This window comes from Pseudarthrobacter sp. MDT1-56 (genome assembly GCF_059383555.1).
Map to the genome: position 1 here is coordinate 39,390 of NZ_JBWZCK010000003.1, position 25,492 is coordinate 64,881.

19 protein-coding genes, 2 tRNA genes and 1 pseudogene are annotated in these 25,492 nt (G+C 66.1%); 9 read left to right on the forward strand and 13 right to left on the reverse strand.

All coding sequences use genetic code 11. The features are described from left to right. Window positions 1-80 precede the first annotated feature (80 nt). The 9 genes from metG to AC50YC_RS05240 form a co-directional block, all read right to left on the reverse strand. Complete coding sequence (gene metG / locus AC50YC_RS05200; RefSeq protein ID WP_494952530.1) at window positions 81-1,640, reverse strand: methionine--tRNA ligase; 1,560 nt, start codon at window positions 1,638-1,640, stop codon at window positions 81-83. A 9-nt stretch (window positions 1,641-1,649) separates the two neighbouring features. Beyond that, window positions 1,650-2,417 (reverse strand): ABC transporter ATP-binding protein, encoded by a 768-nt coding sequence (locus AC50YC_RS05205; protein ID WP_494952531.1) that lies wholly within the window; start codon window positions 2,415-2,417, stop codon window positions 1,650-1,652. Next, complete coding sequence (locus AC50YC_RS05210) at window positions 2,414-5,203, reverse strand: ABC transporter permease (protein ID WP_494952532.1); 2,790 nt, start codon at window positions 5,201-5,203, stop codon at window positions 2,414-2,416. The genes AC50YC_RS05205 and AC50YC_RS05210 overlap by 4 nt, the downstream gene beginning before the upstream one ends. 204 nt (window positions 5,204-5,407) lie before the next feature. Then, window positions 5,408-7,003 (reverse strand): phosphoglycerate dehydrogenase, encoded by a 1,596-nt coding sequence (gene serA, locus AC50YC_RS05215; protein ID WP_494952533.1) that lies wholly within the window; start codon window positions 7,001-7,003, stop codon window positions 5,408-5,410. A 136-nt stretch (window positions 7,004-7,139) separates the two neighbouring features. Next, window positions 7,140-8,165, reverse strand: a complete 1,026-nt coding sequence (gene ilvC, locus AC50YC_RS05220; RefSeq protein ID WP_354350005.1) for a ketol-acid reductoisomerase — start codon at window positions 8,163-8,165, stop codon at window positions 7,140-7,142. 83 nt (window positions 8,166-8,248) lie between these two features. Then, window positions 8,249-8,761 carry an acetolactate synthase small subunit gene (gene ilvN, locus AC50YC_RS05225; RefSeq protein WP_069952167.1) on the reverse strand — a complete coding sequence of 171 codons (513 nt, stop codon included), beginning with the start codon at window positions 8,759-8,761 and terminating at the stop codon, window positions 8,249-8,251. A gap of 2 nt (window positions 8,762-8,763) precedes the next feature. Continuing rightward, window positions 8,764-10,662: an acetolactate synthase large subunit gene (locus AC50YC_RS05230; RefSeq protein ID WP_494952534.1), complete on the reverse strand. Its 1,899-nt coding sequence runs from the start codon at window positions 10,660-10,662 to the stop codon at window positions 8,764-8,766. 354 nt (window positions 10,663-11,016) lie between these two features. Continuing rightward, on the reverse strand, window positions 11,017-12,738 hold the full coding sequence (gene ilvD, locus AC50YC_RS05235) for a dihydroxy-acid dehydratase (protein ID WP_494952535.1): 1,722 nt from the start codon (window positions 12,736-12,738) through the stop codon (window positions 11,017-11,019). Window positions 12,739-12,867: 129 nt separating this feature from the next. Beyond that, window positions 12,868-13,806: a LysR family transcriptional regulator gene (locus tag AC50YC_RS05240; RefSeq protein ID WP_494952536.1), complete on the reverse strand. Its 939-nt coding sequence runs from the start codon at window positions 13,804-13,806 to the stop codon at window positions 12,868-12,870. A gap of 104 nt (window positions 13,807-13,910) precedes the next feature. On the opposite strand from AC50YC_RS05240, the gene AC50YC_RS05245 reads away from it, so the two are divergent. The 3 genes from AC50YC_RS05245 to AC50YC_RS05255 all read left to right on the forward strand — a co-directional run bounded on the left by AC50YC_RS05245 (window position 13,911) and on the right by AC50YC_RS05255 (window position 16,385). Continuing rightward, on the forward strand, window positions 13,911-14,984 hold the full coding sequence (locus tag AC50YC_RS05245) for a sunset domain-containing protein (protein ID WP_494952537.1): 1,074 nt from the start codon (window positions 13,911-13,913) through the stop codon (window positions 14,982-14,984). 48 nt (window positions 14,985-15,032) lie between these two features. Then, window positions 15,033-16,193 (forward strand): PQQ-dependent sugar dehydrogenase, encoded by a 1,161-nt coding sequence (locus AC50YC_RS05250; protein ID WP_494952538.1) that lies wholly within the window; start codon window positions 15,033-15,035, stop codon window positions 16,191-16,193. Window positions 16,194-16,309: 116 nt separating this feature from the next. Then, window positions 16,310-16,385 (forward strand) — tRNA-Lys (locus AC50YC_RS05255). A 387-nt stretch (window positions 16,386-16,772) separates the two neighbouring features. Here AC50YC_RS05255 and AC50YC_RS05260 read toward each other — a convergent pair. Beyond that, on the reverse strand, window positions 16,773-18,308 hold the full coding sequence (locus AC50YC_RS05260; RefSeq protein WP_494952539.1) for an alkaline phosphatase D family protein: 1,536 nt from the start codon (window positions 18,306-18,308) through the stop codon (window positions 16,773-16,775). 287 nt (window positions 18,309-18,595) lie between these two features. On the opposite strand from AC50YC_RS05260, the pseudogene AC50YC_RS05265 reads away from it, so the two are divergent. Beyond that, window positions 18,596-18,754 (forward strand): annotated as a pseudogene (locus AC50YC_RS05265) (hypothetical protein); the annotation flags it as partial. Between the two features lie 224 nt (window positions 18,755-18,978). Here AC50YC_RS05265 and AC50YC_RS05270 read toward each other — a convergent pair. Then, complete coding sequence (locus AC50YC_RS05270) at window positions 18,979-19,878, reverse strand: hypothetical protein (RefSeq protein WP_494952540.1); 900 nt, start codon at window positions 19,876-19,878, stop codon at window positions 18,979-18,981. A gap of 402 nt (window positions 19,879-20,280) precedes the next feature. On the opposite strand from AC50YC_RS05270, the gene AC50YC_RS05275 reads away from it, so the two are divergent. After that, window positions 20,281-20,823, forward strand: coding sequence for a hypothetical protein (locus AC50YC_RS05275; protein ID WP_494952541.1), 543 nt, complete (start codon window positions 20,281-20,283; stop codon window positions 20,821-20,823). A gap of 114 nt (window positions 20,824-20,937) precedes the next feature. Here AC50YC_RS05275 and AC50YC_RS05280 read toward each other — a convergent pair whose 3' ends face one another. Beyond that, entirely contained in the window at window positions 20,938-21,078 is a 141-nt protein-coding gene (locus AC50YC_RS05280) for a hypothetical protein (protein WP_494952542.1), read from the reverse strand. 106 nt (window positions 21,079-21,184) lie between these two features. Continuing rightward, window positions 21,185-21,667 carry a MarR family winged helix-turn-helix transcriptional regulator gene (locus AC50YC_RS05285; RefSeq protein ID WP_494952756.1) on the reverse strand — a complete coding sequence of 161 codons (483 nt, stop codon included), beginning with the start codon at window positions 21,665-21,667 and terminating at the stop codon, window positions 21,185-21,187. Window positions 21,668-21,784: 117 nt separating this feature from the next. On the opposite strand from AC50YC_RS05285, the gene bcp reads away from it, so the two are divergent. From bcp to AC50YC_RS05305, 4 genes are all read left to right on the forward strand, one after another. Further along, window positions 21,785-22,258: a thioredoxin-dependent thiol peroxidase gene (gene bcp, locus AC50YC_RS05290; protein ID WP_494952543.1), complete on the forward strand. Its 474-nt coding sequence runs from the start codon at window positions 21,785-21,787 to the stop codon at window positions 22,256-22,258. 155 nt (window positions 22,259-22,413) lie between these two features. After that, window positions 22,414-22,495: transfer RNA gene (locus AC50YC_RS05295), tRNA-Leu, on the forward strand. Window positions 22,496-22,789: 294 nt separating this feature from the next. Then, complete coding sequence (locus AC50YC_RS05300; protein ID WP_494952544.1) at window positions 22,790-23,464, forward strand: fasciclin domain-containing protein; 675 nt, start codon at window positions 22,790-22,792, stop codon at window positions 23,462-23,464. 350 nt (window positions 23,465-23,814) lie between these two features. Next, window positions 23,815-25,443 carry an ABC transporter substrate-binding protein gene (locus AC50YC_RS05305; protein ID WP_494952757.1) on the forward strand — a complete coding sequence of 543 codons (1,629 nt, stop codon included), beginning with the start codon at window positions 23,815-23,817 and terminating at the stop codon, window positions 25,441-25,443. The last annotated feature ends 49 nt before the right edge of the window (window positions 25,444-25,492 follow it).

Below are 25,492 nucleotides of genomic sequence, written 5' to 3' on the forward strand. Positions count from 1 at the left end.
CGCTCCCCCACCCTGTTTCCAGGCTGAGGGAGCGTTGAGCGGAGAGCCGCCGGGTCTGCTGGAGCGTTGGGCAGCGGCGGTCAGGCCTCCGCAGGCTCCTCGTACTTCGGGAAGACGGGCGCGGGGGCGGGCAGCGACGTTCCGGCTGCGATCGGGGTGCCGAGGGCGGCGAACTCGCGTGCGTCCTCTTCCGGCTGGCCCAGCGTGTCCAGGATGGCCGCCGTCGCCGCCGGCATGACCGGCTGGGCGAGGATGGCCACGATCCGCAGCACCTCGAGGGTGACGTACAGGACGGTGTTCATACGTTCGACGTCGGTCTTCCGCAGCACCCAGGGCGCCTGCTCGGCGAAATACGCATTCGTGTCGCCCAGGACGTTCCAGATCGCTTCCAGGGCGCGGCTGAACTCCTGCTTTTCAAACGCGGCGCGGGAAATGCCCAGCAGCCCGTTCGCCTGGCCCAGCAGCGCGGCGTCCTCCGCGGTGAAACCCGCGGGGACGGGGACGGCGCCGCCGCAGTTCTTCGCGACCATGGAGAGCGAACGCTGGGCCAGGTTGCCGAAGTTGTTGGCGAGGTCCGCGTTCATCCGGCCCACCACGGCGTCGTGGCTGTAGGAGCCGTCAGCGCCGAAGGGCACCTCGCGGAGCAGGAAAAAGCGCACCTGGTCCAGGCCGTACTGGGCAACCCAGTCCGCCGGAGCCACCACATTGCCAAGCGACTTGGACATTTTCACGCCCTGGTTGTGCAGGAAGCCGTGGATCATGACGCGCTTGGGCAGTTCCAGCCCGGCCGACATCAGGAAGGCCGGCCAGTAGACGGCGTGGAACCGGGAGATGTCCTTGCCGATCACGTGGACGTCCGCCGGCCAGTACTTCCGGAAGGACTCCGACTCGGTGTCGGGGAAGCCGACGCCGGTCAGGTAGTTGGTCAGTGCATCGACCCAGACGTACATAACGTGGTCCGGGTTCCCCGGGACGGGGACGCCCCAGTCGAAGGAGGTGCGGCTGATCGACAGGTCCTCGAGGCCGCCCTTGACGAAGCTGACCACCTCGTTGAAACGGTTGTGCGGGGCGCCGAAGGACGGGTGGTCCGCGTAGAGGGCCAGCAGCCTGTCCTGGTAGGAAGAGAGCTTGAAGAAGTAGCTCTCCTCTTCGGTCCAGGTCACCTCGGTGCCGGTTTCGGACGCGTAGCGCAGCCCGTCGGCCTGCACCTCGGTTTCGTCCTCAACGAAGTACCGCTCGTCGCGGACCGAATACCAGCCGGCGTACTTGGAGAGGTAGATGTCGCCGTTGGCTTCCATCCGCTGCCAGAGCGCCTTGGCCGCCTCGTAGTGGTCCGGGTCCGTGGTGCGGATGAAGCGGCTCAGGGAGATGCCGAGGTCATCGCTCATCTGGCGGAAGGCGGCGGAGTTGCGGTCGGCGAGCTCCTTGACCGGGATGCCTTCCTTTTCCGCCGTCTGCTGCATCTTGAGGCCGTGCTCATCCGTGCCCGTCATAAAGAAAACGTCGTAGCCGTCCAGGCGCTTGAAGCGCGCCATGGCGTCGGTGGCGATGACCTCGTAGGCGTGGCCGATGTGCGGCACGCCATTGGGGTAACTGATGGCCGTGGTGATGTAGAACGGGGTTTTTTCAGAAGTTGTCACAGCTTTAACCTAAATCAGTTCGGTGAGGGTATCGCTCTGGCGGACAAGTTCGTGGTCATGTGAAGCCACCAGCACGGCGATGCCGTCCGAGGTGGTGTCCTTGAGGATGCTGATGATGCGGTTGGCCGAGGCACGGTCGAGGCTGGCGGTCGGCTCGTCGACGATCAGCACGCGCGTGCCGAGGATCAGGGCCCGGGCGATCGCCACGCGCTGGCGTTCACCGCCGGAGAGCTGGGCCGGGCGGTGGCGCATGCGCCTGCCCAGGCCGACAAGGTCAAGGAGGTCTTTGGCCATATCGCGGCGCTGGTCCACTTCGCCGTCGGGCACGGCGGGCAGCAGCACGTTCTCGAGCGCGCTCATGCCGTCGATCAGGGCACCGCCCTGGTCGACGTAGCCGATCAGGGCACGGCGGCGGTCGGCAATTTCGTCGTCGCCCATGGTCTCGAGCGAATCGCCCTCCCAGAACACCCGGCCCGACGTCGGTAGCGTCAGTCCCGCGCCGACCGTCAGGATGCTGGTCTTGCCCGAGCCACTGCGGCCGGCGACGCAGTGCATCTCCCCGGCGTGGAGCGTCAGGTTGAAATCATCCACCACGTTGACGGCCTCGGCGCCGCCCTTGCCGCCGCCATAGTGGATCGTGATGTTGCTGAGCTCCAGCGGGGTGGCGTGGTCCGTGGCCTTCACGATCGTGTTGGCGCGCGTCTGGTGGGCACCGCGGCGGGTGCTCTCCGTCATCCGCTCGTGAGCCTCACGGTCAAGGTTCAGGTCGTTGTTCATCGGACCACTTTCGTTGCAATTGGAATCCAGCAAAGTACAGCCACGAGCCCGGCGATGGCGGCCCAGAGCGCGGCATAGGGGGCGAGGAGGAGACCGACGCCCAGGGCGCCCAGGACGCCCAGCGGCAGCGCGACCGTCCCCACCATGGCATTTTCGAAGAACCGGACCTGGCCCAGCATGTCCGGGTTCCAGCCCATGGCCTGCAGCGTGCCCAGGTACTGGCGCTTGGCCTGGAGTTCGAACCGGCCGGTGACCATGGTCAGCAGCAGGCCGACGGCCACGCCGGACAGACCAAGAATGATGCTCGGCAGCGCGATGGACGTGGCAGCCAGTCCGCTGAGCGCGCTCGCTCCCGCGGCCCGGGGAATGTCGATCAGCAGGGCTACCATTCCGCCGACCGCGGCGGCGAAGACGCCGACGGCGACGGCCAGGGAAATGGTGTTGAACTTGTTGGTGCTCAGCTGCCGGTTGGCGAAGGTCAGCGGGGAGTCCACGGCGATGAGCCGTTCATCGTGCTGCGGCTCCTGGTCCACCACGTCGCGGTGGCGGAGCTGCTGGGCGGCGAAGAAAGCCGCCCCCGCGTAGAGCGCCAGCACGGCGGCCGAGACGATTGCCGTGGCCGGGTTCCAGCTGAGCAGGCTGAGGACGATTCCGGCGGTGGCCAGCAGCGCCGCGCCGACACCAAACTCGGCAAGCACCCAGGACCGGATCCGGCCTTGGGTCCAGCCCATGGCGCGCAGGGTTCCGGCCTCGCTGCGGCGCTTGCGGACGTAGCTGACAGTGGAGGCGCCGGTGAGCAGGGCGGCCCCGCAAAGCGTCAGGAAGAGCAGGGTCAGGTTGGTGCTGGTGAGGGAACCGGAGACGGCGTCCGCGGCGTCCTGGCGGACCCACGATTGCTGCACGGTGCCGAGCGGGGATTCCTTGCCGGCGTCGTCCTTGGAGTAGCCGGGGACAAAGATGCTGGCGTCCTCGCGGGCCGAGCCGGCCACAACCGTTGCCTGCAGGCCCATGTCCCGGATTTCGTTGGCGAGCTTCTCCACCTCGGGCTGCGCCTCTTTCCAGCTGCCGGGCACCTTGGCCCGGACCCGGACGGCGTCGATCACCGAGGCGTTGTCCTCGTAGCCGCGGGCGGCGGCGAGGCCGTAGTAGTCGGTGATGGCGCCGGCGGACTGGCTGGCCAGCCCCGTGGCGCTCAGCGAGGGCTTGAGCTCGGTGTCTTCGACGTCCTTGCCGGAGGCGTCCTTGGTGAGTGTGAATGGCGTGGGATCATATCCGCCCAGGGGCAGCCGGTTGACGTCGCCGGCCACCTCCTTGACCTGCTCGGCGTCGAACGTTCCGTAGACCATGGCGAGCGGTGTGGCGAGCTTCTTGCCGGTCTCGAGGTCTTCGCGGTAGGCACGCTCGTCCACGGGCTTGCGCTGCGTCTGGTCCACGGGGGCGCCGCTGGCCGATTTCTCCGGGAGGCGGTTCACGGTGACCCATTCGCCGGGGGTGGCGCTCTTGTCCACGGCGCCGTTGCCGGCGGTCTCGCCATCCTGGTACTTCGGGGCGGCGGCGAAGTCGGTGCTCCAGGTCGCGGGGTTGTAGAGGCCCTGGCTGAAGCTTCCGGTGTCACCGAGCAGTTGCGTCAGGTCCTTGGACCCGGGCCAGGCAAGGGCGAACGGGGACTTGGAGACGAACGGAAGGTAGTCCTTGTCCAGCGAGCGGGACACGGTCCCGACGTCTTTGACGACGTTGCCGGAAGCGTCAATTTCCTCGATCTTGACCGAGTATTTAAGGTCAAGGGACGTGCCGGAGCGGACGATCAGCGGGATCGCCTGGGAGTTCTCGGTCAGCTGGCCGTCGCGCTTGGCCTGCTGGTACTGGCTCATCAGCGGGGCCCAGTACTTGAGCTTGACGCCGAGGAAATCGGGGCCTTCCTTGAGTTCGTCCATGCCGATGCCGGTGGTGAAGAGGCTTTCGAAGTGGCGGCCTATCGCGCCGGCGTTGCGGGCGTCGGCGGGCGGTGCCTTCTCCAGCGGGGCGAGGAAGTCGCCGGCGCTGCCCAGCAGGGCACGCTCGGCGATGGGGTCGACGGCGACGACGGATTCCGTCACCTGCGGAGCGAGCGGCAGGGAGACGGAGAGGTTGAATAGATTGTGCTCGGAGCCGCCGGCCGGGGCCGGGAACTTGATGCCGGTCTCCGCCTCCGGGCCCGCGATGCGGACGTTCTTGCCGCCGGCGACCTGCTCTTCAATGAGCTCGGCCTTGCCAAGGGATCCTTCGGCCATGGTGTTGAACAGCGTGTGATCGGACTGGCCGTCGGAGCTGACGGCGCTGGCGGTGAGCCGGTAGTTCTTCGGCGTGTCGGAGAGGACCGATTCCGCGGCCGGCCATTTGCTCGGATCAGTGGCGCTGGGGTCCCCCGCGGTGCCGGCGAGCCCGGCGTTGAAGCCGAGGTAGTCGGTGGCATCCAGGCGCGGGGACTCGAGGTTCTGGGTGACGCGGGAGACGAGGCTGATGGGGGCTGCCACGGAGGTGCCGGCGAGCTTGCGGAGGGCGTCCAGCTGGTCGAAGCTGATCCCGCCCTGGCCGGTGGCGATGTCCGGCTGCATGAGTCCGCCGTTGTCGTCGGCCTTTGCCTGGACAAGAATGTCGTAGAGCCCGCGGGAGTTCTGGTCGACCGTCCGATTCAACGCGGCCTGCGACTGTCCCTGCACGAGGACCGACAGGCACATGGCCGCGATCAAAATGGACGCGGTCAGCAAAAGCACTCGGCTTCTGATGAACCTCTGGACGGCGTTCATTGGGCTCCTGAAAGCTGGATTGCGTGCGCACACCTAAGTTCATTCCATGCGGAAGTGAAGGCGTCCCCTGCCGGGTGTGCAAAAGTAAAGGCCGGGCTGCCGGCCGGATCCGAAATTCGGACGTAGCCATTGTACGCAGACCAGCCATGTGTTCGCGGACACCGGCGGCGGTCAGATCCGCCGCCGGTGTCCGCGGAGAAGACGTCAGTCCTCGAGGTCGACTTCGCGCACCATGTCAGCGCCGATTCCGGCCTTGATGGCGTCCAGGACCTGCTGCGGGACGGAGCTGTCGATGGTCAGCAGGGCGAGCACCTGGCCGCCTTCATCCTGCCGTGCAACCTGCATTCCGGCGATGTTGATGTTGTTCATGCCCAGGATGTGGCCGATGGTGCCGATCACGCCGGGGCGGTCCGAGTAGGCGACCACAACGAGGTGTTCGCTGATCGGGATCTCCACCTCGAAGCCGTTGATCCCGACGAGCTTCTGGACCTGCTTGGGCCCCGTCAGGGTTCCTGCGACGGAGATCTGCGTGCCGTCGCTGAGGGCGCCGCGCAGGGTCAGGACGTTGCGGTAGGACTCGGTCTCCGGGGTCGTGATGAGGCGGACGTTGATGCCGCGCTGCTCGGCGATCACGGGGGCGTTGACGTAGGAGACCTGCTCGGTCACGATGTCGGCGAAGATGCCCTTGAGTGCGGCGAGCTCGAGCACCTTGACGTCGAGGGAGGAGATTTCCCCGGCGACCTCGACGTCGAACTGGGTGAGCGAGGCGTGCGTCATGGCGGTGAAGATGCGGCCCAGCTTCTCCATCAGCGGGATGCCCGGGCGGACGTCCGGGGCGATCACGCCGCCGGCGACGTTGACCGCGTCGGGAACCAGCTCCCCGGCGAGGGCCAGGCGGACGGACTTGGCCACGGAGACCCCGGCCTTTTCCTGCGCTTCGTCGGTGGACGCGCCCAGGTGCGGGGTGACCACCACGTTGTCGAGCTTGAAGAACGGCAGGTCGGTACTGGGTTCCTTGACGAAGACGTCGACGCCGGCGCCGGCAATTTCGCCGGACTCCAGGGCTGTGTACAGCGCCTCCTCGTCGACGAGGCCGCCGCGGGCGACGTTGACGACGTACGCGGTGCTCTTCATCTTCTTGAAGGACTCGGCGCCGAGCATGCCGACGGTCTCCGGCGTCTTGGGCATGTGGATGCTGATGAAGTCCGACTGCGCGAGCAGTTCATCCAGGGTCACCAGCTGCACGCCGAGCTGGGCGGCGCGGGCCGAGGTGATGTAGGGGTCGTAGGCGAGGATCTTGGTGTCGAAGCCCTTCAGGCGGGCGGCGACGAGGGCGCCGATCCGGCCCAGGCCGATGATGCCGATCTTCTTCTCGAAGAGTTCGATGCCGGTGTACTTGGAGCGCTTCCACTCGCCGTCCTTGAGCGCGGCGCTGGCCTGCGGGATGTGGCGGGCGAGGCTCAGGATGTGGCCGACCGTGAGTTCCGCGGCGGAGACGATGTTCGAGGTGGGGGCGTTCACCACCATGACACCGGCCTGCGTGGCGGCCTTGATGTCGACGTTGTCCAGGCCCACGCCGGCGCGGGCGATCACCTTGAGGTTCTTCGCGGCGGCGATGGCTTCGGCGTCCAGCTGGGTGGCGGAGCGGACCAGGATCGCGTCGACGTCGGCGATCGCAGAGAGCAGCTGGGAACGGTCGGCGCCGTCGGTCTGCCGGATTTCAAAGTCCGGGCCAAGGGCCTCGATCGTGGCGGGCGAAAGTTCCTCAGCGAGGAGTACTACAGGTTTGGTGCTTGTCACCGGTGACCTCTTTAGCTCTCTTGTATATCAGGTGGGGATTTTGGTGCAACGGGGTGGCGCGGATGGTGCGGGTGGTGCTCAACAGCAGGGAAGCCGGACCCCAGAAATGGTGTCCGGCTTCCCTGCCGGTCAGTGCCTAGCGGGCTACTGAGCCTTCGGTGTAGTCGTCTTCGTTCTTGATCCAGGAGAACAGCTTGCGCAGTTCGCGGCCGGTGGCCTCGATCGGGTGGTCCTCACCCTTCTTGCGCAGCGCCTTGAACTCGGGGGCTCCGGCGTCCTGGTCGTCAATGAAGCGCTTGGCGAAGGTGCCGTCCTGGATGTCCGCCAGGACAGCCTTCATGTTTTCCTTCACGTCCGGGGTGATCACCCGCGGGCCGGAGACGTAGTCGCCGTATTCAGCGGTGTCGGAGACGCTCCAGCGCTGCTTGGCGATACCGCCCTCCACCATGAGGTCAACGATGAGCTTGAGCTCGTGCAGCACCTCGAAGTAGGCAACCTCGGGCTTGTAGCCGGCTTCGGTGAGGACCTCGAAGCCGTACTGGATCAGCTGGGAGGCGCCGCCGCAGAGGACAGCCTGCTCGCCGAACAGGTCCGTTTCGGTCTCTTCGGTGAAGGTGGTCTCGATGACGCCCGCACGGGTGCCGCCGATGGCCTTGGCGTAGGACAGGGCCAGTTCCTTGGCCTTGCCGGACGGGTTCTGCTCGACGGCGATCAGGTCCGGCACGCCGCGGCCGGCTTCGAACTCGCGGCGGACGATGTGGCCCGGGCCCTTGGGGGCAACGAGGGCGACGTCGACGTCTGCCGGGGGCTTGATGTAGCCGTAGCGGATGTTGAAGCCGTGGCCGAAGAACAGGGCGTCGCCCGGCTGCAGGTTCGGGGCGATGTCCTCTGCGTAGACGTGGCGCTGGACCTGGTCCGGGGTGAGGACCATGATCAGGTCGGCTTCGGCGACGGCGTCCGCGACGTTCAGGACGCGCAGGCCCTCGGCTTCGGCCTTGGCGCGGGACTTGGAGCCTTCCTTGAGGCCGACGCGGACGTCAACACCGGAATCGCGCAGGCTGAGGGCGTGGGCGTGGCCCTGGGAGCCGTAACCGATGACGGCGACGGTGCGGCCCTGGATGATCGACAGGTCGGCGTCGTCGTCGTAAAACATTTCAGTCACTGGGGTGTCTCCTTTTGAGTGGATTCGTAGGTGGTGCTTGTCGGTAAAAATCTGTCTGAAGCTGGTGGTGCTGCGGCAGTGCCTTACGCGCTGCGCAGGGCCCTGTCGCTCATGGAGCGGGATCCCCGCCCAACGGCCAGAGTGCCGGACTGCACGATTTCGCGGATGCCAAAGGGCTCGAGCACTGAGAGCAGTGCGGTGAGCTTTTCGGGGTGGCCCGTTGCCTCAATGACCACGGACTCTGTGGAGACGTCGACCACTGATGCGCGGAACAGGTCTGCAGCCTGGGTGACCTGCAGCCGTGTTGCGGCATCCGCACGTACCTTGACCAGGATGTGGTCGCGCTGTACGGAAGATTCGGAGGTGAGCTCAACGATTTTGATCACGTTCACCAGCTTGTTCAGCTGCTTGGTGATCTGTTCGATCAGCTCACCGTCGGCGTCGACGACGACGGTCATCCGGGACATGCCCGGAACTTCCGTCGGCCCGACTGCCAGGGAGTTGATGTTGAAGGCCCGGCGCGCGAAAAGGCTGGCGACGCGGGTCAGTACACCGGGCTTGTCTTCGACCAGAACAGACAATGTGTGGCGGGTCATGTTCAGTCCTCCTCTTCCCATTCCGGGGTCATGTTGCGGGCAACCTGGATCTGGTCATTGCTGACTCCGGAGGGGACCATCGGCCACACCATGGAGTTGGGGCTCACGACGAAGTCAATGACCACGGGGCGGTCGTTGATCTCCAGGGCCTTCTGGATGGTGGCGTCGATGTCCTCGTCGCGGTCGCAGCGGAACGAGGCGCAGCCGTAGGCGTCCGCCAGCTTGACGAAGTCCGGGATCCGGACGGTGTCGTGGCCTGTGTTGAGGTCAGTGTTCGAGTAGCGGCCCTCGTAGAACAGGGTTTGCCACTGCCGCACCATGCCCAGCGAGGAGTTGTTGATGATGGCAACCTTGATCGGGATCTTGTTGATCGCGCAGGTGGCCAGTTCCTGGTTGGTCATCTGGAAGCAGCCGTCGCCGTCGATGGCCCACACTACGCGGTCCGGGTTGCCCACTTTGGCGCCCATGGCGGCCGGTACGGCGTAGCCCATGGTGCCGGCCCCGCCGGAGTTCAGCCACGCGTGCGGGCGTTCGTACTTGATGAACTGCGAGGCCCACATCTGGTGCTGTCCCACGCCGGCGACGTACACGCCTTCGGGGCCGGTGAGGGCGCCGATGCGTTCGATCACGCGCTGCGGGGCGCTGAGGCCGTCGTCGGGTTCGGTCCAGCCCAGCGGGTAGGTCTCCTTGAGGTTGTTCAGGAAAGCCCACCAGTTGGTGTAGTCCGGGGTGCCGGAGACGGCGAACAGCGCGCGCAGGGCCTCGCTGAGTTCCGGGATGATCTCCTTGACGGAGCCCACGATCGGCACGTCGGCGGTACGGTTCTTGGAGATTTCGGCCGGGTCGATGTCCGCGTGGATGACCTTGGCGTTCGGGGCGAAGGACTTCAGGACTCCGGTCACCCGGTCGTCGAAGCGGGCACCGAGCGTGATCAGCAGGTCCGACTGCTGCAGCGCGGTCACGGCGGAGACCGTGCCGTGCATGCCTGGCATCCCGACATGCTGCGGGTGCGAGTCCGGGAAGACTCCGCGGGCCATCAGGGTGGTGACCACGGGGACCCCGGAGAGTTCAGCGAGCTCCAGCAGTTCCGCCGAGGCGTGCGCCTTGACGACGCCGCCGCCTACGTAGAGCACGGGCTTGCTGGCTGCCGCGATAAGCCGGGCGGCCTCGCGGACCTGCTTGTTGTGGCCCCGGAGCACGGGGTGGTAGCCGGGCAGGTCGATCTTGGGCGGCCAGGAGAAAGTCATCTGACCCTGCTGGGCGTCCTTGGCGACGTCGACCAGGACGGGACCCGGGCGGCCGGTCGAGGCCAGGTGGAACGCCTCGGCCATGACGTGGGGGATGTCGTTGGGGTCGGTTACCAGGAAGGAGTGCTTCGTGATCGGCATGGTGATGCCGACGATGTCCGCTTCCTGGAAGGCATCGGTGCCGATGACTCCACTGGAGACCTGGCCTGTGATGGCCACCATCGGCACGGAGTCCATGTGGGCATCCATGATGGCAGTGACGAGGTTGGTGGCACCCGGACCCGAGGTGGCGATGCAGACGCCGACCCGTCCGGTGACCATGGCGTAGCCTTGCGCGGCGTGGCCGGCTCCCTGTTCGTGACGGACCAGAACGTGGTTCATTCGGGAAGCCATCAAGGGGTCATAGGTGGGCAGGATTGCGCCACCGGGCAAACCAAAAATATCCTCCACGCCGAGTTCTTCGAGTGAGCGGACAATTGCTTGTGAACCGGTCATCACCGTCGGGGGTACGACGTTGTTCGGCCCAAGGACAGGAGAGACGGCAGCAGTGTCCACGCCGGCGTCAGCCGGACGCTCGACGCGTTCCGAAGCCTTGGTGGCTCCAGCGGACTTAGTGGCCATCAGCGAGGGGCTGATCGGCGATCCTTTGCTCATCGGACTCTTCCTTTGTGGATCTTCGGTTGGATCTTCAGTGATCGTGAAACGGCTGGTGCTCAGTGATGCTGGTGTACCGGTGGTGCTGAAATAAAAAAACCCCTCAGCCTGGCGGCTCTTCGAGGGGTTTGCGCGTGACGGTTCGTTACCAGTGGAGGCTATGGAGCCACGCGCTTGGTAAGTACGACGGAGACACCTGCAGTGGCGCCAGCGGTAACGAATGCGATCATGCGTTCAGTTTTCCCTCTTAGTGAGACGCGTGTCAACGAGCCTGCGTCCTGTCTCACTATCTGGACTTCATTGTCCATAATCTGGTCCACAGGAGCGGCTAAGGCCGCCCCTGCGGACCAGGAATCACCCGCAGTAGGCGCCGGTTGAGGCGCTGTGGACGAGCTTGGCGTACTTGGCGAGCACACCCTTGGTGAACTTGGCCGGGATTGGCTCCCAGCCGACCTTGCGGGATTCGAGCTCCGCCTCGTCAACCAGGAGGTCGAAGCTGCGGGCAGCGATGTCCACGCGAATCCGGTCGCCGTCCTGAACGAAGGCGATGGGGCCGCCGTCGACGGCCTCCGGGGCGACGTGGCCGATGCAGAGGCCGGTGGTTCCGCCGGAGAAGCGCCCGTCGGTCAGCAGCAGCACGTCCTTGCCCAGGCCGGCACCCTTGATGGCGCCGGTGATGGCGAGCATTTCGCGCATCCCCGGTCCGCCCTTGGGGCCCTCGTAGCGGATGACGACGACATCGCCGGCCTTGATCTGGCCCTTGTCGAGCGCATCCAGCGCACCCTGCTCGCGTTCGAAGACGCGGGCGGTGCCCTCGAAGACGTCGGCGTCAAAGCCGGCGCTCTTCACAACGGCACCCTCGGGAGCCATCGTTCCGTGCAGGATGGTGATGCCGCCGGTCTTGTGGATCGGGTTGTCCATGGCCCGGAGGATCTTGCCGTCCAGGTCCGGCGGGTTGATGGCCGCCAGGTTCTCCGCGACGGTCTTGCCCGTGACGGTGAGGCAGTCGCCGTGCAGCAGGCCGGCGTCGAGCAGCGCCCGCATGATGACCGGCACGCCGCCGATCTTGTCAACGTCGGTCATGACGTAGCGGCCGAACGGCTTCAGGTCCCCCAGGTGCGGGATCTTGTCGCCGACGCGGTTGAAGTCATCCAGCGTCAGCTCGACCTCGGCCTCGCGGGCGATTGCGAGCAGGTGCAGCACGGCGTTCGTGGAGCCGCCGAAGGCCATGGTCACGGCGATCGCATTCTCGAACGCCTTCTTGGTCATGATGTCGCGGGCGGTGATGCCCTTGCGCAGGAGGTTGACCACCGCTTCACCGGACTTGCGGGCAAACTCGTCACGGCGGCGGTCGGCCGAGGGCGGGGCGGCCGAGCCGGGCAGGGACATGCCAAGCGCCTCGCCGATGCAGGCCATGGTGTTGGCGGTGTACATGCCGCCGCAGGCGCCTTCGCCCGGGCAGATGGCCTTTTCGATGCGGGTCAGGTCTTCGAGGCTCATCTTGCCGGCGGCACAGGCGCCCACGGCTTCGAAGGCGTCGATGAGGGTGACTTCCTTTTCGGAGCCGTCCTCAAGCTTGACCCAGCCGGGCATGATGGAGCCGGCGTAGAGGAAGACGGCGGCGAGGTCCAGGCGCGCGGCTGCCATGAGCATGCCGGGGAGGGACTTGTCGCAGCCGGCCAGCAGCACGGAACCGTCGATGCGCTCGGCCTGCATGACGGTTTCCACGGAGTCGGCGATGACTTCGCGGGACACCAGGGAGAAGTGCATGCCCTCGTGTCCCATGGAGATGCCGTCCGAGACGGAGATGGTGCCGAACTGCATGGGGAACCCGCCGCCGGCGTGCACGCCTTCCTTGGCGCCCTGGGCAAGCCGGTTCAGGGAAAGGTTGCAGGGAGTGATTTCGTTCCAGGAGCTGGCCACACCAATCTGCGGCTTGGCGAAGTCGTCGTCGCCCATGCCGACCGCCCGGAACATCCCGCGCGCGGGCGCGGCGTGGATTCCGTCGGTGACGACCCGGCTGCGGGGCTTGATGTCCGGTTTGGTGTCTGTCGCTGTTTGGGTGTCCTCACTCATGGGTCAAAGTCTAGGGCTCCGTCGCGGGGCCCAACGACCCGGAAGGGTCCATTAAGCGTAAAACCGGGATTGTTGCGACCAAATAGTGGACTTCCGTCTCACTTGGTGGACAAGTACTCGCAGGGCGGGTCAATTCAGGTGAGCGGCGTCACGCAGTTCCGGGGCTTCGGCGACGGACTGCGCTTCGGCTTTGAGCAGGGTGAGCACCTGCTGGATGGTGGTCCGGGCGGCCACGTCGGGCCGGGCGAGGGCGACAATGCTGCGGCTGGCCTTGACCCCGGCCAGCGGGCGCAGCACGAAGCCGCGGCCCTGGTTTTTCAGTGCCGTGTAGCGCGGCAGCAGGCTCAGGCCGTGCCCGGCGCTGACCAGGGCCTCAAGGACCCGCAGGTCGGGAAAGGTCTGGGCGCGGACCGCAGGTGAATCGGCCTGCACTTCGATCTGGCGGAGCACGGTGTCGAAGGGGAACCCCTCGGGAACTCCCATCCACGGGAAGCCGATGACGTCCTCCGCCCGCAGCGTTGCCTTACCCGCGAGCGCATGTCCCTCGGGGATGGCGACGTCGAGGGGCTCGTCAAGGAGCGGCACGACCGTCAGTCCCAGCCGGGCGAAGACGTCCGGCCCGTCGACGCTGTGCGCCAGCACGATGTCATAGTCTGACGTCAGGCCCGCGAATCCGGCGACGTTGGGGTCCTCGAAGTGAGCCTGGAAGCGGAGACCGTCAATCGATTTGACGCGGTGCAGGAGCCCGGGGAGGAACATCTCGGCGGCGCTCGGGAAGAACGCGGCTCTGACGTGGGTCTGCCAGCCGCGCCGGTACGTGTCGATGGTGGCCTCCGCGCGGGCCATGGCGGTGGAGACCTCGGCAGCCGCTCCCGCCATCGCGAGTCCAGCCTCGGTCAGGCGCACTCCCCGGCCGGACTTCTCCACCAGCACGACCCCCAGCTCCTCCTGCAGGGTCTTGAGCTGCTGCGAGACGGCGGAGGGCGTCACCTTCATGGCCTCCGCCGTGGCGCCGACCGTGCCGCGGTCGGCGAGCTCGCGGAGAATGCGCAGTCTCTTGAAATCCATGAGGAGAGGCTACAGGGCGGCGACTTGGAGGCTGGACAGCCCCCTTGACGCAGACGTACGGTCAAGCGACGGCAACCTTGCCTCATGGACTGAAAGGCTCTGCTATGGATTGGATAATCTGGCTCGTCGTCATCGTGGCGATTGTCGCGATCGTCTGGTGGCTGCTTAGCCGCAACAGCTCCCGCGGCAGCTCCGGCTCCGCTGGCACCGGGACCGCCGCCACCCACGATTCCACCCCGCCCCACGTGCACGACGCCGACCACGATGCCGGCCACCGCGGCGCCCTTTCCGGCGGCGGGTCTGCCGCTTCAGCGTCGGCAGCGGGCCTCGCCTGGATGCCGACGGCTGCCGGTTTCAACCAGGCCGAACCCGAAGCCGAACCGGAGCCCAAGCCCGACCCCGTCGCGGCCGCCGAGGATGAAGCAGCCGCTGAGGCGCGTGCTGCGGCGCGCACGGCGGCGGCACGCCCTTCACCCACCCCCGCAGCCGAGCCCGCCGCAGAGCCGGCAGATGAGGCGGCCCCGGCCGGGGCGAGCCCGGAGTGGGAAACGCAGTGGTCCGAGACACCGCCGGCCGAGACGCATGCCGAGCTCCATCAGAAGCCCGGTTCCGGCAGCCATGGCGACCACACGGCGACGGCCGCCGCAGGCGGTGCGGCCGCAGCGGCAGGCGTCCCGGTGCACCACCCTGAATACACCGAGCCACACGCCCCCACCCTCCCCGGCGCCGAATCCGCCGCGGCCGAGACTGAGCCTGCTCCCGGCGTTGACGCGACGGCCGAATCAGGCCGGACCGGCGAGCCGGCAACACCGACGGCGCCGGCAGCGGCAGCGGAGCAGGCAGCGGCACCGGCGCAGGCAGCGGCTGGAGCCAGCCTTGCCGAGGCCGAGACCCGGCAGACGGCCATGTCCTCGGCTTCGTCCGAGACGGCAGTGGGCCACACGGCCGAACCCTCCGGGCACCTCGCCGTCGACCAGCCGTATGGCGAGGGATCGGCAGCACCGGCCCCCGATGGCAGCGGTCCCGAGGGCTTCACAGTCAAGGGCAGCGCCTCCTCGATGGTCTACCACGAAGAGACCAGCCCGGCCTTCGAGGAAACCCTCGCCGAGGTCTGGTTCCTGTCCGCGGCGCACGCCGAGGCTGCGGGCTTCCGGCCGCCGCGACGGACACGGCAGTAGCCCGGTGAACGGCCTGCTGGGAAACGGGGAACGGAAGCCGGGGCACCGATGATGAGGACGAGGGCAGGACGATGGGCGGGCCTCCCCGTTGCCGTCGCGGTCGTGCTGAGCGGCTGCACCCCGGGCGCCGGGGGCGGCAGTTCCACACCCGCCGCCACCGCTCCCCCGGCCAGCGGCAGCACCGCGACAACCCCGGCCCCGGAGGGGTCCGCCCTCACCGGGAACCGGCCGGGCGTCGACCAGCCGACCGTGGTCGAAAAGATCGACGCCGGGCTGCAGGTGCCATGGTCCACGGTTTTCCTGCCGGACGGCACAGCCGTCATTTCCGAACGCGAGACCGCCCGGCTCCGGGCCATCGCTCCGGGCTCAGGCAATGGCAAGGCCGGCACGATCGGAAAGGTGCCCGACGTCGTCGCCGACCGCGAGGGCGGGCTGTTGGGGCTGGCGCTGTCCCCGGACTTCGCGAGGGACCGGTACCTTTACGCCTACTTCACCTCCGCGAGTGACAACCGGATCGCCCGGCTACGGCTCGAGGAACGTGCCGGAAAGTTGGAGCTGGGGCCGTCAGAGGTCATCTTCAAGGGAATCCCCAAGGCATCCACGCACAACGGCGGGCGGATCCGGTTCGGGCCGGACGGCCACCTGTACGTCGGCACCGGTGATTCGCAGCGCCGCGGGCAGCCCCAGGACGTGAACGCCCTCGGGGGCAAGATCCTGCGCATCACGCCCGAGGGGCGCCCTGCGCCGGGCAATCCCTTCCCGGACAATCCGGTGTACAGCCTGGGCCACCGCAACGTCCAGGGGCTCGCCTGGGACAGCGCCGGCCGGCTGTGGGCGAGCGAATTCGGGCCCGACGTCGACGACGAGCTGAACCTGATCGTGCCCGGCGGCAACTACGGCTGGCCGGAGGTCACGGGCGCCCCGAACCGCACCGGGTTCCTCGACGCGAAGGTGGTGTGGCCATCGACGTCGGAGTCCTCTCCCAGCGGCCTTGAAATCGTCGGCAACACGGCATACCTCGGCGCGCTTCGCGGCCAGAGGCTGTGGGCAGTCCCCCTGAACGGCGAATTCGCCGGGGATCCTGTGGGCTATTTCACACGGATGTACGGCAGGATCCGAAACGTCTCGCTGGCTCCGGACGGCCGCCTGTGGGTGCTCAGTAACAACAAAAACCCTGATTTTGTGCTGGTTTTGCAGCTGCCGGAGTAAGCCACGGGCCGCCGCCCGGCCCGATTTCACAGTCCGCCCAAACTCGTGTAGAGTTTCATGTCGTTGCGGAGAACAACGCGGGAACAAAAAGACCGCGGGGAACGAAAACAACAGATGCACCTCTAGCTCAACTGGCAGAGCAATTGACTCTTAATCAATGGGTTCCGGGTTCGAGTCCCGGGGGGTGCACCACCAAAGAAACCCCGTCTTCACTGGCCACAAGCCATGAAGGCGGGGTTTTGTTTTGCCCGGATCCAACCCAAAGGGCTATTTACTGGCTGTTTATTCCGACGTTCTTCCGCCGATGAGCAACCGATGTAGTGACGCCAGATAGCGAGCAGCTCCACTTTAGGATCTGCTCGGCACTCCGCGGACCGGCTCCTCCTCCACACGATTCAAACCCATGAAGCGTTCGACACCCTCCTGTCGAGGGGAGCGCTGGTGCCGACCAGAGGAACAGAGCCCATGGGACTGGGCGAGAAGATCGAGGCCGCGGACCGTGCAGGCGTTTGGCGCCTAAAGGGATTCGGAATCCGGGGGCGGCCTGTGTCGTCAGCAGCCGCCCCCACACTGCCGGGCTCAGGCTCGCCGGGCCCCGGGCTGGCCGTTCCGGACCACGAAGGAAGCGTCGACGACGGCCGGCGAAGTGGTGTCTGCGGCCGACGCCACCACGAGGTAATCGCTGCGGAACTCGTCCGGGGTTACGGTGCAGCGGGTCCAGCCTCGCTTGTCGGGGTTGATGTAGCGGGTGTGCGGGTTGGCTGGCAGCCCATTCTTGATTGCCTGGGCCCAGCCGCAGCCGGAACTGATGGAGGTTCCGACGAACTCTGCGGCGACCACCTTCGAGCCCGGGTCCGCGTGGTCGAGCAGGACATCGTTGACGAACGCGGAGTGCCAGTCGCCGCTCAGGATCACGGGGTTGGCCGGGTTCTGCTGGTTGATGAAGTTGGTAAGGCGGTTGCGCGAGACGACGTAGCCGTCCCACTGGTCGTGGTTGACCGACAGGGTCTCGGACGGGTCGTAGTCGTACTGGGCCATCATGGTCTGCTGGGCGATGACGTTCCATCGGGCGGACGATGAGGCAAGTCCCTGGAAGAGCCACTGTTCCTGCGCATCACCCATGAGGGTGCGTGAGGGGTCGTAGACGTCGGGGTGCTGTGGGCCGCCCGGGAAGTTATCGGTCACCTGGTCCGAGCGGTACTGGCGCGTGTCCAGGACGTGGAATCTGGCCAGGTTGCCATAGTCCAGTCCCCGGTACAGGACCATGTCCGGGCCTGTGGGCCGTTGCGGGCGACGAAGCGGAAGGTGCTCGTAGTAGGCCTGGAAAGCGTTGGCGCGCAGCTGGAGGAAACGCTGCGGGTCATTGGAAGCCTCGTTGTCGGCCTGGGACACACCGTCAGCCCAGTTGTTCTCGATTTCATGGTCATCGAAGGTCACGACGAAAGGGAACCTCGCGTGCGCGGCCTGCAGGTCGGGCGAGCTCTTGTACTTGGCCTGGTTGTTGCGGAAGTCGGCCAGCGTCTCGTGGTTTTTGCCCTCATAGGTGTAGTCCCCCACGTGCACGACAAGGTCGAGGTCCTCCTGCGCCATGGTGCGGTAAGCGGCGTAGCGGCCACCGGCCCACGACTGGCATGAGGCCAATCCGAACGTGATCCGCCCCGGATCCGATCCGGCCGCCGGCGCTGTGCGGGTATGCCCGACCGGGCTTTCCTCCCTACCGACGCGGAAACGGAACCAGTAGTCCGCAGACGGGCGCAGCCCGTCGACCTCGGCGTGCACGGAGTGGGCCAGTTCGGGGGTGGCGCTCTCACTACCTGCCTTGACGACAGTGCGGAATTCCGGGTCGGCGGCAACCTGCCAGTTGACCTGGACCTTGTACGGGGGCATGCCGCCCAGTCCGTCTGCCGCCAGGGGCTCGGGTGCCAGCCGGGTCCACAACACGATGCCGTCAGGGGTGGGGTCACCCGATGCGACGCCCAGGGTGAAAGGGTTCTGCGGAAAGTGGGGTTCAGCCCAGGCGGGGGCCGTAGAGAAGCCGTAAATGGCTGCAGTCGCGGCCGCGCCCCCGGACAGGGCGAGGAAACGGCGGCGGGACGTAGCAAAGGTACGGGACAAGTTGTCTCCTGAGGGGGTTGGGCTGATACGCAGCCCATTCAGCCAGCGGGAACTGTGAGGACTGTGAACCCTTAGTGAACGCGCTACGAACCTTGGCGGGAGTCTTGGGCCGGTACCTTTCAGGACGGGTTAGCAGCACGACCTCCTCCCCGCGTCTGCGTAACGGGCTGTTCCCTTGTTCGGCCCTGCTCCGTCAGTCCTGGTTCATTTCGGCGCGGCCCCTACCGCGCTGTCCCTGTCCCTGTCCCCGTCCCTCCGAGGCGGCCACGACGTTCAACAATGAACGCGTGGGCTTCACCATCCAGACCGGCGACCTCATCGACAAGAACAAGGAGAGCTTCGACCAGATCCTTCCCGTGTGGGAGCAGTTCCAAGGTCCACGGCACCACTTGCTGGGCAACCACGACTTCCCCATGTACACCGACGAAGTCGAGACCTTTCTCGGGATGCCAAACCAGTACTACGACTTCAGTCGGGACGGCTTCCGGTTCGTTGCCCTCGACACCAACGACATCAGCACCTACGCGAACGCTCCTGAGTCCCCCAAGCACGCACTGGCGGAGACCATCCTGGCCTCCAAGGTGTGGGAGGGCGACAGCCACGCCCAGTCCTGGAACGGCGGAGTCGGCGAGGAGCAGATACTTCGGACAACTCCGGGGACGCGGGCCTTTTACTCCTGCCGGATCCTGCGCATCAAGGCGGAGATCCATCCGGTCTTGAGGCGCGGTGCGAGCCACGACTCGAGCTCGCCGGCGCTCCACGACGGCGCCCGCACCAGGATGACTTCACGGTCCTCCCGAAAGGCCTCGAGGACGCCGCCCTCGCGGGATAGCTTGCGGACCAGCCCGTCGACCTTGAGTGAGTAGACATGGGCGATTTCGTCGCTCAGCCCGATCTCGAAGTCGTACCCGCCGGGCTCGTCGCGGACTTCCTCGATCTCAAACGGTGGCTCCGGCTCCGCAGTCTCGGCGGTGCCGCCGTCGACGTCATTTAGACGGTCGATGAGTCGCCGTGCGTACGCTGCCATCGCGTCGTCCGGCGACGCCAGGGCACTGCGGAGGGCCGCGCGTGCGCTTACCACGGGGAGCCCGGGCAGGAAGTTGTGGTCCGCACCTTTGCCGCTGACCAGGACCGGGTGGTTGTTGTAGGCGTAGCGCTCGTGGCTATGGCGCGCGACCTCCCAGCGCGCTGACGGCACACGCTCCTGGACCACTTCAGCGAGGTAGGACACCAAGCCGTCCAGGAGCGTCAGGGACTCCAAGGAAAGGGTCCGCTCATTTTCTGCTGTAAACCATTCCCAGGAAGGCCATCTTTCCCGTGGCACGGAGTTGGGGTCGGTAGCGCCGGGGGCGTCCTGGCGCGCGAAACGCGACAGCATCCAACGCCACAAGGGAACGAGGCTCTCGGGTGTGCCGTCAAGGAAGACTGCCGGGTCCTGGTCGTCGGCCACCAGGAGTTCGCGGAGCCGCTCCAGGGCCGGGCCGCGTTCGTCGAGATACTCCTGGAGAGCCGCGGCGGCCCTGGCGTCGCTAAAGTCGCGATAGTTAATCATGAAATCCCCCAATGTCATTCTCGAAGCCTACACAGCAGGAGCGGTGAGAGACGGCCTCTGCCCGTTCAAGCACGCCGTCCCGATTGCTCCGGTATGACGCCCTATGGCCCAGCGGATACGATCCATCACGGGCTGACGGTACCTGTTGCGGCGGTCAATCGCTGGAACCGGACTGAGGTGTCATTGCGTTGTCAGCGTCGCCCAGCGTGCGCTCGAAATCGACCCCGTGAGCGTCTGCAGAAGAGGCCTGTGGCGCTGCCCGCGTACCCGGAATATTGGGCACCCGTCGCCCAGGAGATCACCTAACTGACCTCCTCACCATGGGTTCCGGGTCGAGACCCGGGGGTGCACCACCAAAGAAACCCCGTCTTCACGGGGACATTGGCTTGCTAGGCAGTGAACGGACCGTAGACTCGGCGCATGTCTGGTCCTGGGGGAACACGAACAGTCCGCCGCACTGCGGCATTCATTGGCGGCGTACTGCTGGCCGGAGGCCTGGCCGCCTGCGCCTATGAGGACGTGGTTGATCCGCAGCCGACGTCGGCCAAACGAAGCTACCGGCCTGCGCCCACAGTCCCCGCGAAGGACAAGGACGTTCTGGGCGTTGAAGCGCGCAACTACACAGAACTGCATCAGCGCCTGGCAAAGGCCCCAGGGTCAGTCCTCTTGGCCGACGCCGGCCCGGCTGACGGGCCCGGGGTCGGCTTCAGCAAAGCCGCAACCGTACTGACAGCCGGTCCTCACACGGTGTCCGCAGCATGTGTGGGCACCTCTCAGGCCCAGATTTTCCTTTCCCAAGATGCTGCCGGGACCGAACCGTTATCGCTGGTCTTCGATTGCTCAGGACTCCAGACCCAGGTTGTCCAACTGCAACGAGGGTACGTCAGTGCCCACCTGACCCGCCACGATCCGACGGGCGCATGGACCGGGGCAGTCGCCGGCGTCAAAATCACGGTCCCTTGAGTTGTGAGCCCGCGGGCTGGAGACGCGGAAGTCTCTTGCGCACGCCACGGAACGGGCCGCCCGCCCGGGGGCAGCGGGCGCGACTAAGGCCCAGCGAAGGGGTGGCCCGAAGGGTTAGGAGTTCCGCCGGACCGCAGCAGCCAACTGGAAGTGGATGGGCAGTGCCAGCTGCACCGGTGATGCCCCGACCGGCTCATCGAGCAGCTCATTAATCGAGGTCTGCCCTTCGAGTTGAACAGTCGGTTTCGGATCCATTCCTTGAGCCTATGCGCAGGCGGCGTCTGCTTCGCTGAGGGACACGGGAACGCCTGGACCGGAAGGTGGGAGTTCCGGGCAGCTCCGGCGCAGGCTGGTCCGTGGCCTAGTTGGCCTCGTTGGCCTCGACCGGCATATTCGGTTCCACAGCGGTGACAATCGCCTTCACGTCGGTCGAGGAAATCCTGGTTGCCAGTTCCCTGACAACAGCTTGGAGTTCCTGCCGCAGGACATCGGGGTCGATGGAGGCGGCAGCGAGCACGGAGCGTTCCATGTCCGCGGCTTCAGCAACTGCTTCGCGGCCGCGGTCAGTCAGGGACACCACGTGGCTGCGGCGGTCGGAGGCGCTACGCTGCCGGGAAATGTGGCCGTGTGCTTCCAGCCGGCTGAGCGTCTTCCCCATGGTCTGCGCCTGTACACGCACCAATTGGGCAAGTTGCGCCTGGGTCATGGGTCCGTTGACAGAGAGCACTTCCATGGCGATGACCCCGGCATGGGTCAGGCCAATGGCCCCCAATTTTTCGTTCCAGGAGTGTTCAACAAGGCGTGCTGCCGTGGACAATAGGCGCCCAGTGGGCCAGCGATCCATATCAGGCATACCAACGAGTATAGCGAGCCTAGGATTCGGCGCCGCCACCGACGCTCATTAAGCTTAGTATCTCGCCAATAAAGACCACTTGGCGGCCACCCCACGAAGGAGCACAAGTTGCCTGAACGACTCATCCCCGGTGATACGGCGCCGGCTTTTACGCTGAAGAGCCCGGACGGGAAGGACGTCTCCCTCGAGGACTTCCGTGGCCGCAGCACCGTCGTCTACTTCTACCCGGCGGCTTCCACCCCTGGGTGCACAAAACAGGCCTGCGATTTCCGGGATTCCCTGGCGTCCCTGCAGCAGGCAGGCTACGAGGTGGTGGGCATTTCCCCTGATCCAGTGGACAAGCTCGCCAGGTTCGCGGCCGCGGAAGGACTGACCTTCCCCCTCCTGTCGGATCCGGACCACACCGTCGCCGAGGCCTACGCGGCCTGGGGCGAGAAGAAAAACTACGGCAAAACGTACGAAGGTCTCATCCGGTCCACGGTGGTCGTCGGCCCCGACGGGAAGGTCGCGGTCGCGCAATATAACGTCCGGGCCACCGGGCATGTCGCAAAGCTCCGCCGGGACCTCAAGGTCGACTCATAGGCGCCTGACCGGACTATGGTGTGACGACCTCCCGCCGTCGGCGGTGGCCCGCCGGAGCGCGGCGGGACGAAGCACCGTGGCTTATGGTGCGAAATGTACAATGGAGGCTGGCATCCGCCGCAACCGTCCCTGGACGTGTTCGGTGAAGGTGCTGCGCGCGAGTGGTGAAATTGGCAGACACGCAGGATTTAGGTTCCTGTGCCTTCGGGCGTGGGGGTTCAAATCCCCCCTTGCGCACACTCAGGAGCCCCGGTCTACGGACCGGGGCTCCTGTCCTTTAACCGGCTCCTCATCCAATCCAACCAAGACGCACCGGGCCGCTTTCCCGGTGGAAGCCGCTCAAATCCGGGCATTTTGGCTGCACATCAAACGCGCAAAAATGAATTTTCATCCTCCACCCATCCGTTTCCCCGGACCCCGCGAATACCCATTGAGACACCACCAAGGGTCGGTGCCCAACAAGTCGGAAAAGGGCCAAAGCGGTAATTATTCGCCGCTGGCAACGATCGGCACAACAAAGGAGAAACCGAAATGCAGACCATCAAGCGCACGACTCTTTCCGTTGCAGGAATCGCTGCTGCAGCCATGCTCAGCCTCACTGCCTGTGGCGGATCCACCACCACGGCGCCCGCCTCCTCGGCTCCGGCCGCCACGCCGATGGAATCAAGCATGGCACCGTCGCCGTCAACCAGCTCGGCAGCTGCCATGGACCCGGCCGCCAACCTCGTCGGTGCAGGCTGCGCAGCCTACGCCGAGCAGGTTCCCTCCGGCGCCGGCTCCGTCTCCGGGATGGCCCTTGACCCGGTAGCGGTCGCGGCGTCCAACAACCCGATCCTCACCACCCTCACCGCTGCGGTGTCCGGCAAGCTCAACCCCAAAGTCGACCTGGTGGACACCCTGAACGGCAGCGAGTTCACGGTCTTCGCACCGACTGATGACGCCTTCGCCAAGATCGACGCCGCCACGATCGAAACGCTGAAGACGGACGATGCCCTGCTCAGCAAGATCCTGACCTACCACGTTGTTCCCGGCAAGATCAGCCCGGACGAGATCGTCGGCACGCACGCCACGGTCCAGGGCGGATCCGTGACCGTCACCGGCACCAAGGACGCCCTCATGGTCGACGACGCCAACGTCGTCTGCGGCGGCGTCATGACCGCCAACGCCACTGTCTACATGGTGGACTCAGTCCTGATGCCCAAGTAGGCAGCACCAAGCGCTCCTGCTGCGGTTCCAGCCTGACTCACTGGGCCAACTAGGAGAAACGAAGGCCCGCACCGTTGGTGCGGGCCTTCGCTTGTCTGCCGCCCGGGTAGCCCTGGGTACGGCCTCCGGGGGCCCAGCCTGGCTCACAGCGAGCGTCCGGGCCGGTCAACTACAATGGCCCTGTTCCGCAGCCGGCGGTCCATCCAGTCCCCCGAGGTGATACCCGAGTGCCCAGAAGTACAGCGTCCAGCCGCATCGCGCGCGCCAGCGATCCCAGTCCAGCGCGGGCCGGCGGAGCGCGGACCCGTGCTGCACGCCGCGTCACAGCCGGATTCGCTGCTGTGCTCCTGATGCTGCCGCTGGCCGCCTGCACCGGAACCCCCGGACCGGGACCCGGCTCCGCCAGTCCCACTGATACCGCTGCCAGCCCCACCGATGCCGCCCCCACCGCCGTCTTCACCTTCGGCACCGCCTCGCAGCCGCTAGGGCTGGACCCCGCCGTCGTATCCGACATTGAGTCCTATCGGATCACCCGCCAGGTCCTGGAGGGACTCGTCGGTGTGGACCAGACCACCGGAGAGCCCACGCCGCTGCTGGCCACCGAATGGACGGCGAGCGACGATGGCCGCGCCTACACGTTCAAGCTCCGCGAGAACGTGGCCTTCCAGGACGGGACCCCCTTCGATGCTTCGGCCGTCTGCAGCAATTTTGACCGCTGGTTCAACTTCCCCGAGACGCTGCGCCAGCAGGCTCCGGGCACGACCTTCAAGGGCGTCTTCAAGGCCCACGCCGACCAGGCGTCGCTTTCCATCTACAAGGGCTGCGCCGCCCCTGCCCCGGACAATGTGACGATCGAACTGACCCAGCCCTTCACCGGGTTCCTGCAGGCCCTTACGCTCCCCGCCTTCGCCATCTCCTCCCCCCAGGCCCTCGCGTCCCAAAACGCCGACGAATTGAACCAGAGCCGCGACGGCCAGCCCGTCTCCGCCTACGGGCTCCACCCGGTGGGAACCGGCCCCTACGTTTTTACTTCCTGGGAATCGGACAACATCACGCTCGGCAGCAACAAGGACTACTGGGGGGACAAGGGCCAGATCGGGACGATCAACTTTGTCACCTACGATCACACCCAGACCCGGATGCAGGCCCTCCTCGACGGCAAGATCGATGCCTACGACGCCGTGACCGTGGGCAACTTCGACCAGCTCGTAAAGCGGGGCCAGCAGATCATCCAGCGGGATCCCTTCTCCGTCATGTATCTGGGAATGAACCAGGAAGTGCCCATCCTGCAGGACCTCAAGGTCCGCCAGGCCATCGAAATGGCCCTGGACAAGGACACCCTGATCCGCAGGTTCTTCATCGACAACACCGCCCAAGCGACGCAGTTCGTTCCGCCCAAGCTCAGCGGCTTCAACAACAACGCCCCGTCCCTGGGCCACAATCCGGCCAAGGCCAAGGAACTGCTCACCGAGGCTGGCTACCAGGGCGAGGAACTGAAGTTCTACTATCCGCTGAACGTCACCCGGCCCTACCTCCCGACGCCGGAAAAGGTCTACGCCGAAATCAGCAAGCAGCTGACCGCCGTCGGACTCAACATCAAGCCGGTGCCGGTCGAATGGTCCGAAGGCTACCTCCAGAAGGTCACATCCCCCGGCGACCACGCCCTGCATCTGCTGGGCTGGAACGGTTCCTACGCCGACCCTGACAACTTCGTCGGCCCGCTCTTCGGCGAGAACACCGGCGAGTTCGGCTACCAGGACCCGCAGGTCTTCTCCAAGATCGCCCGGGCGCGCGGCCTGCCGGACGGCGCGGAGCGGACGGAGCAGTACCAGACCATCAACGCCCAAATCGCCGCCACGGTCCCGGCCGTGCCGATCGCCTTCCCGATCTCGGCCCTGGCCCTTTCGGACCGCGTCCTGAAGTACCCCGCGTCGCCCGTACTGAATGAAGTTTTCACAAAGGTCGAACTAAAGCCTTGACGGACGGAGCCAATTTCAGTATGCGGTGGGTCCGGGGATATTCTGTGAC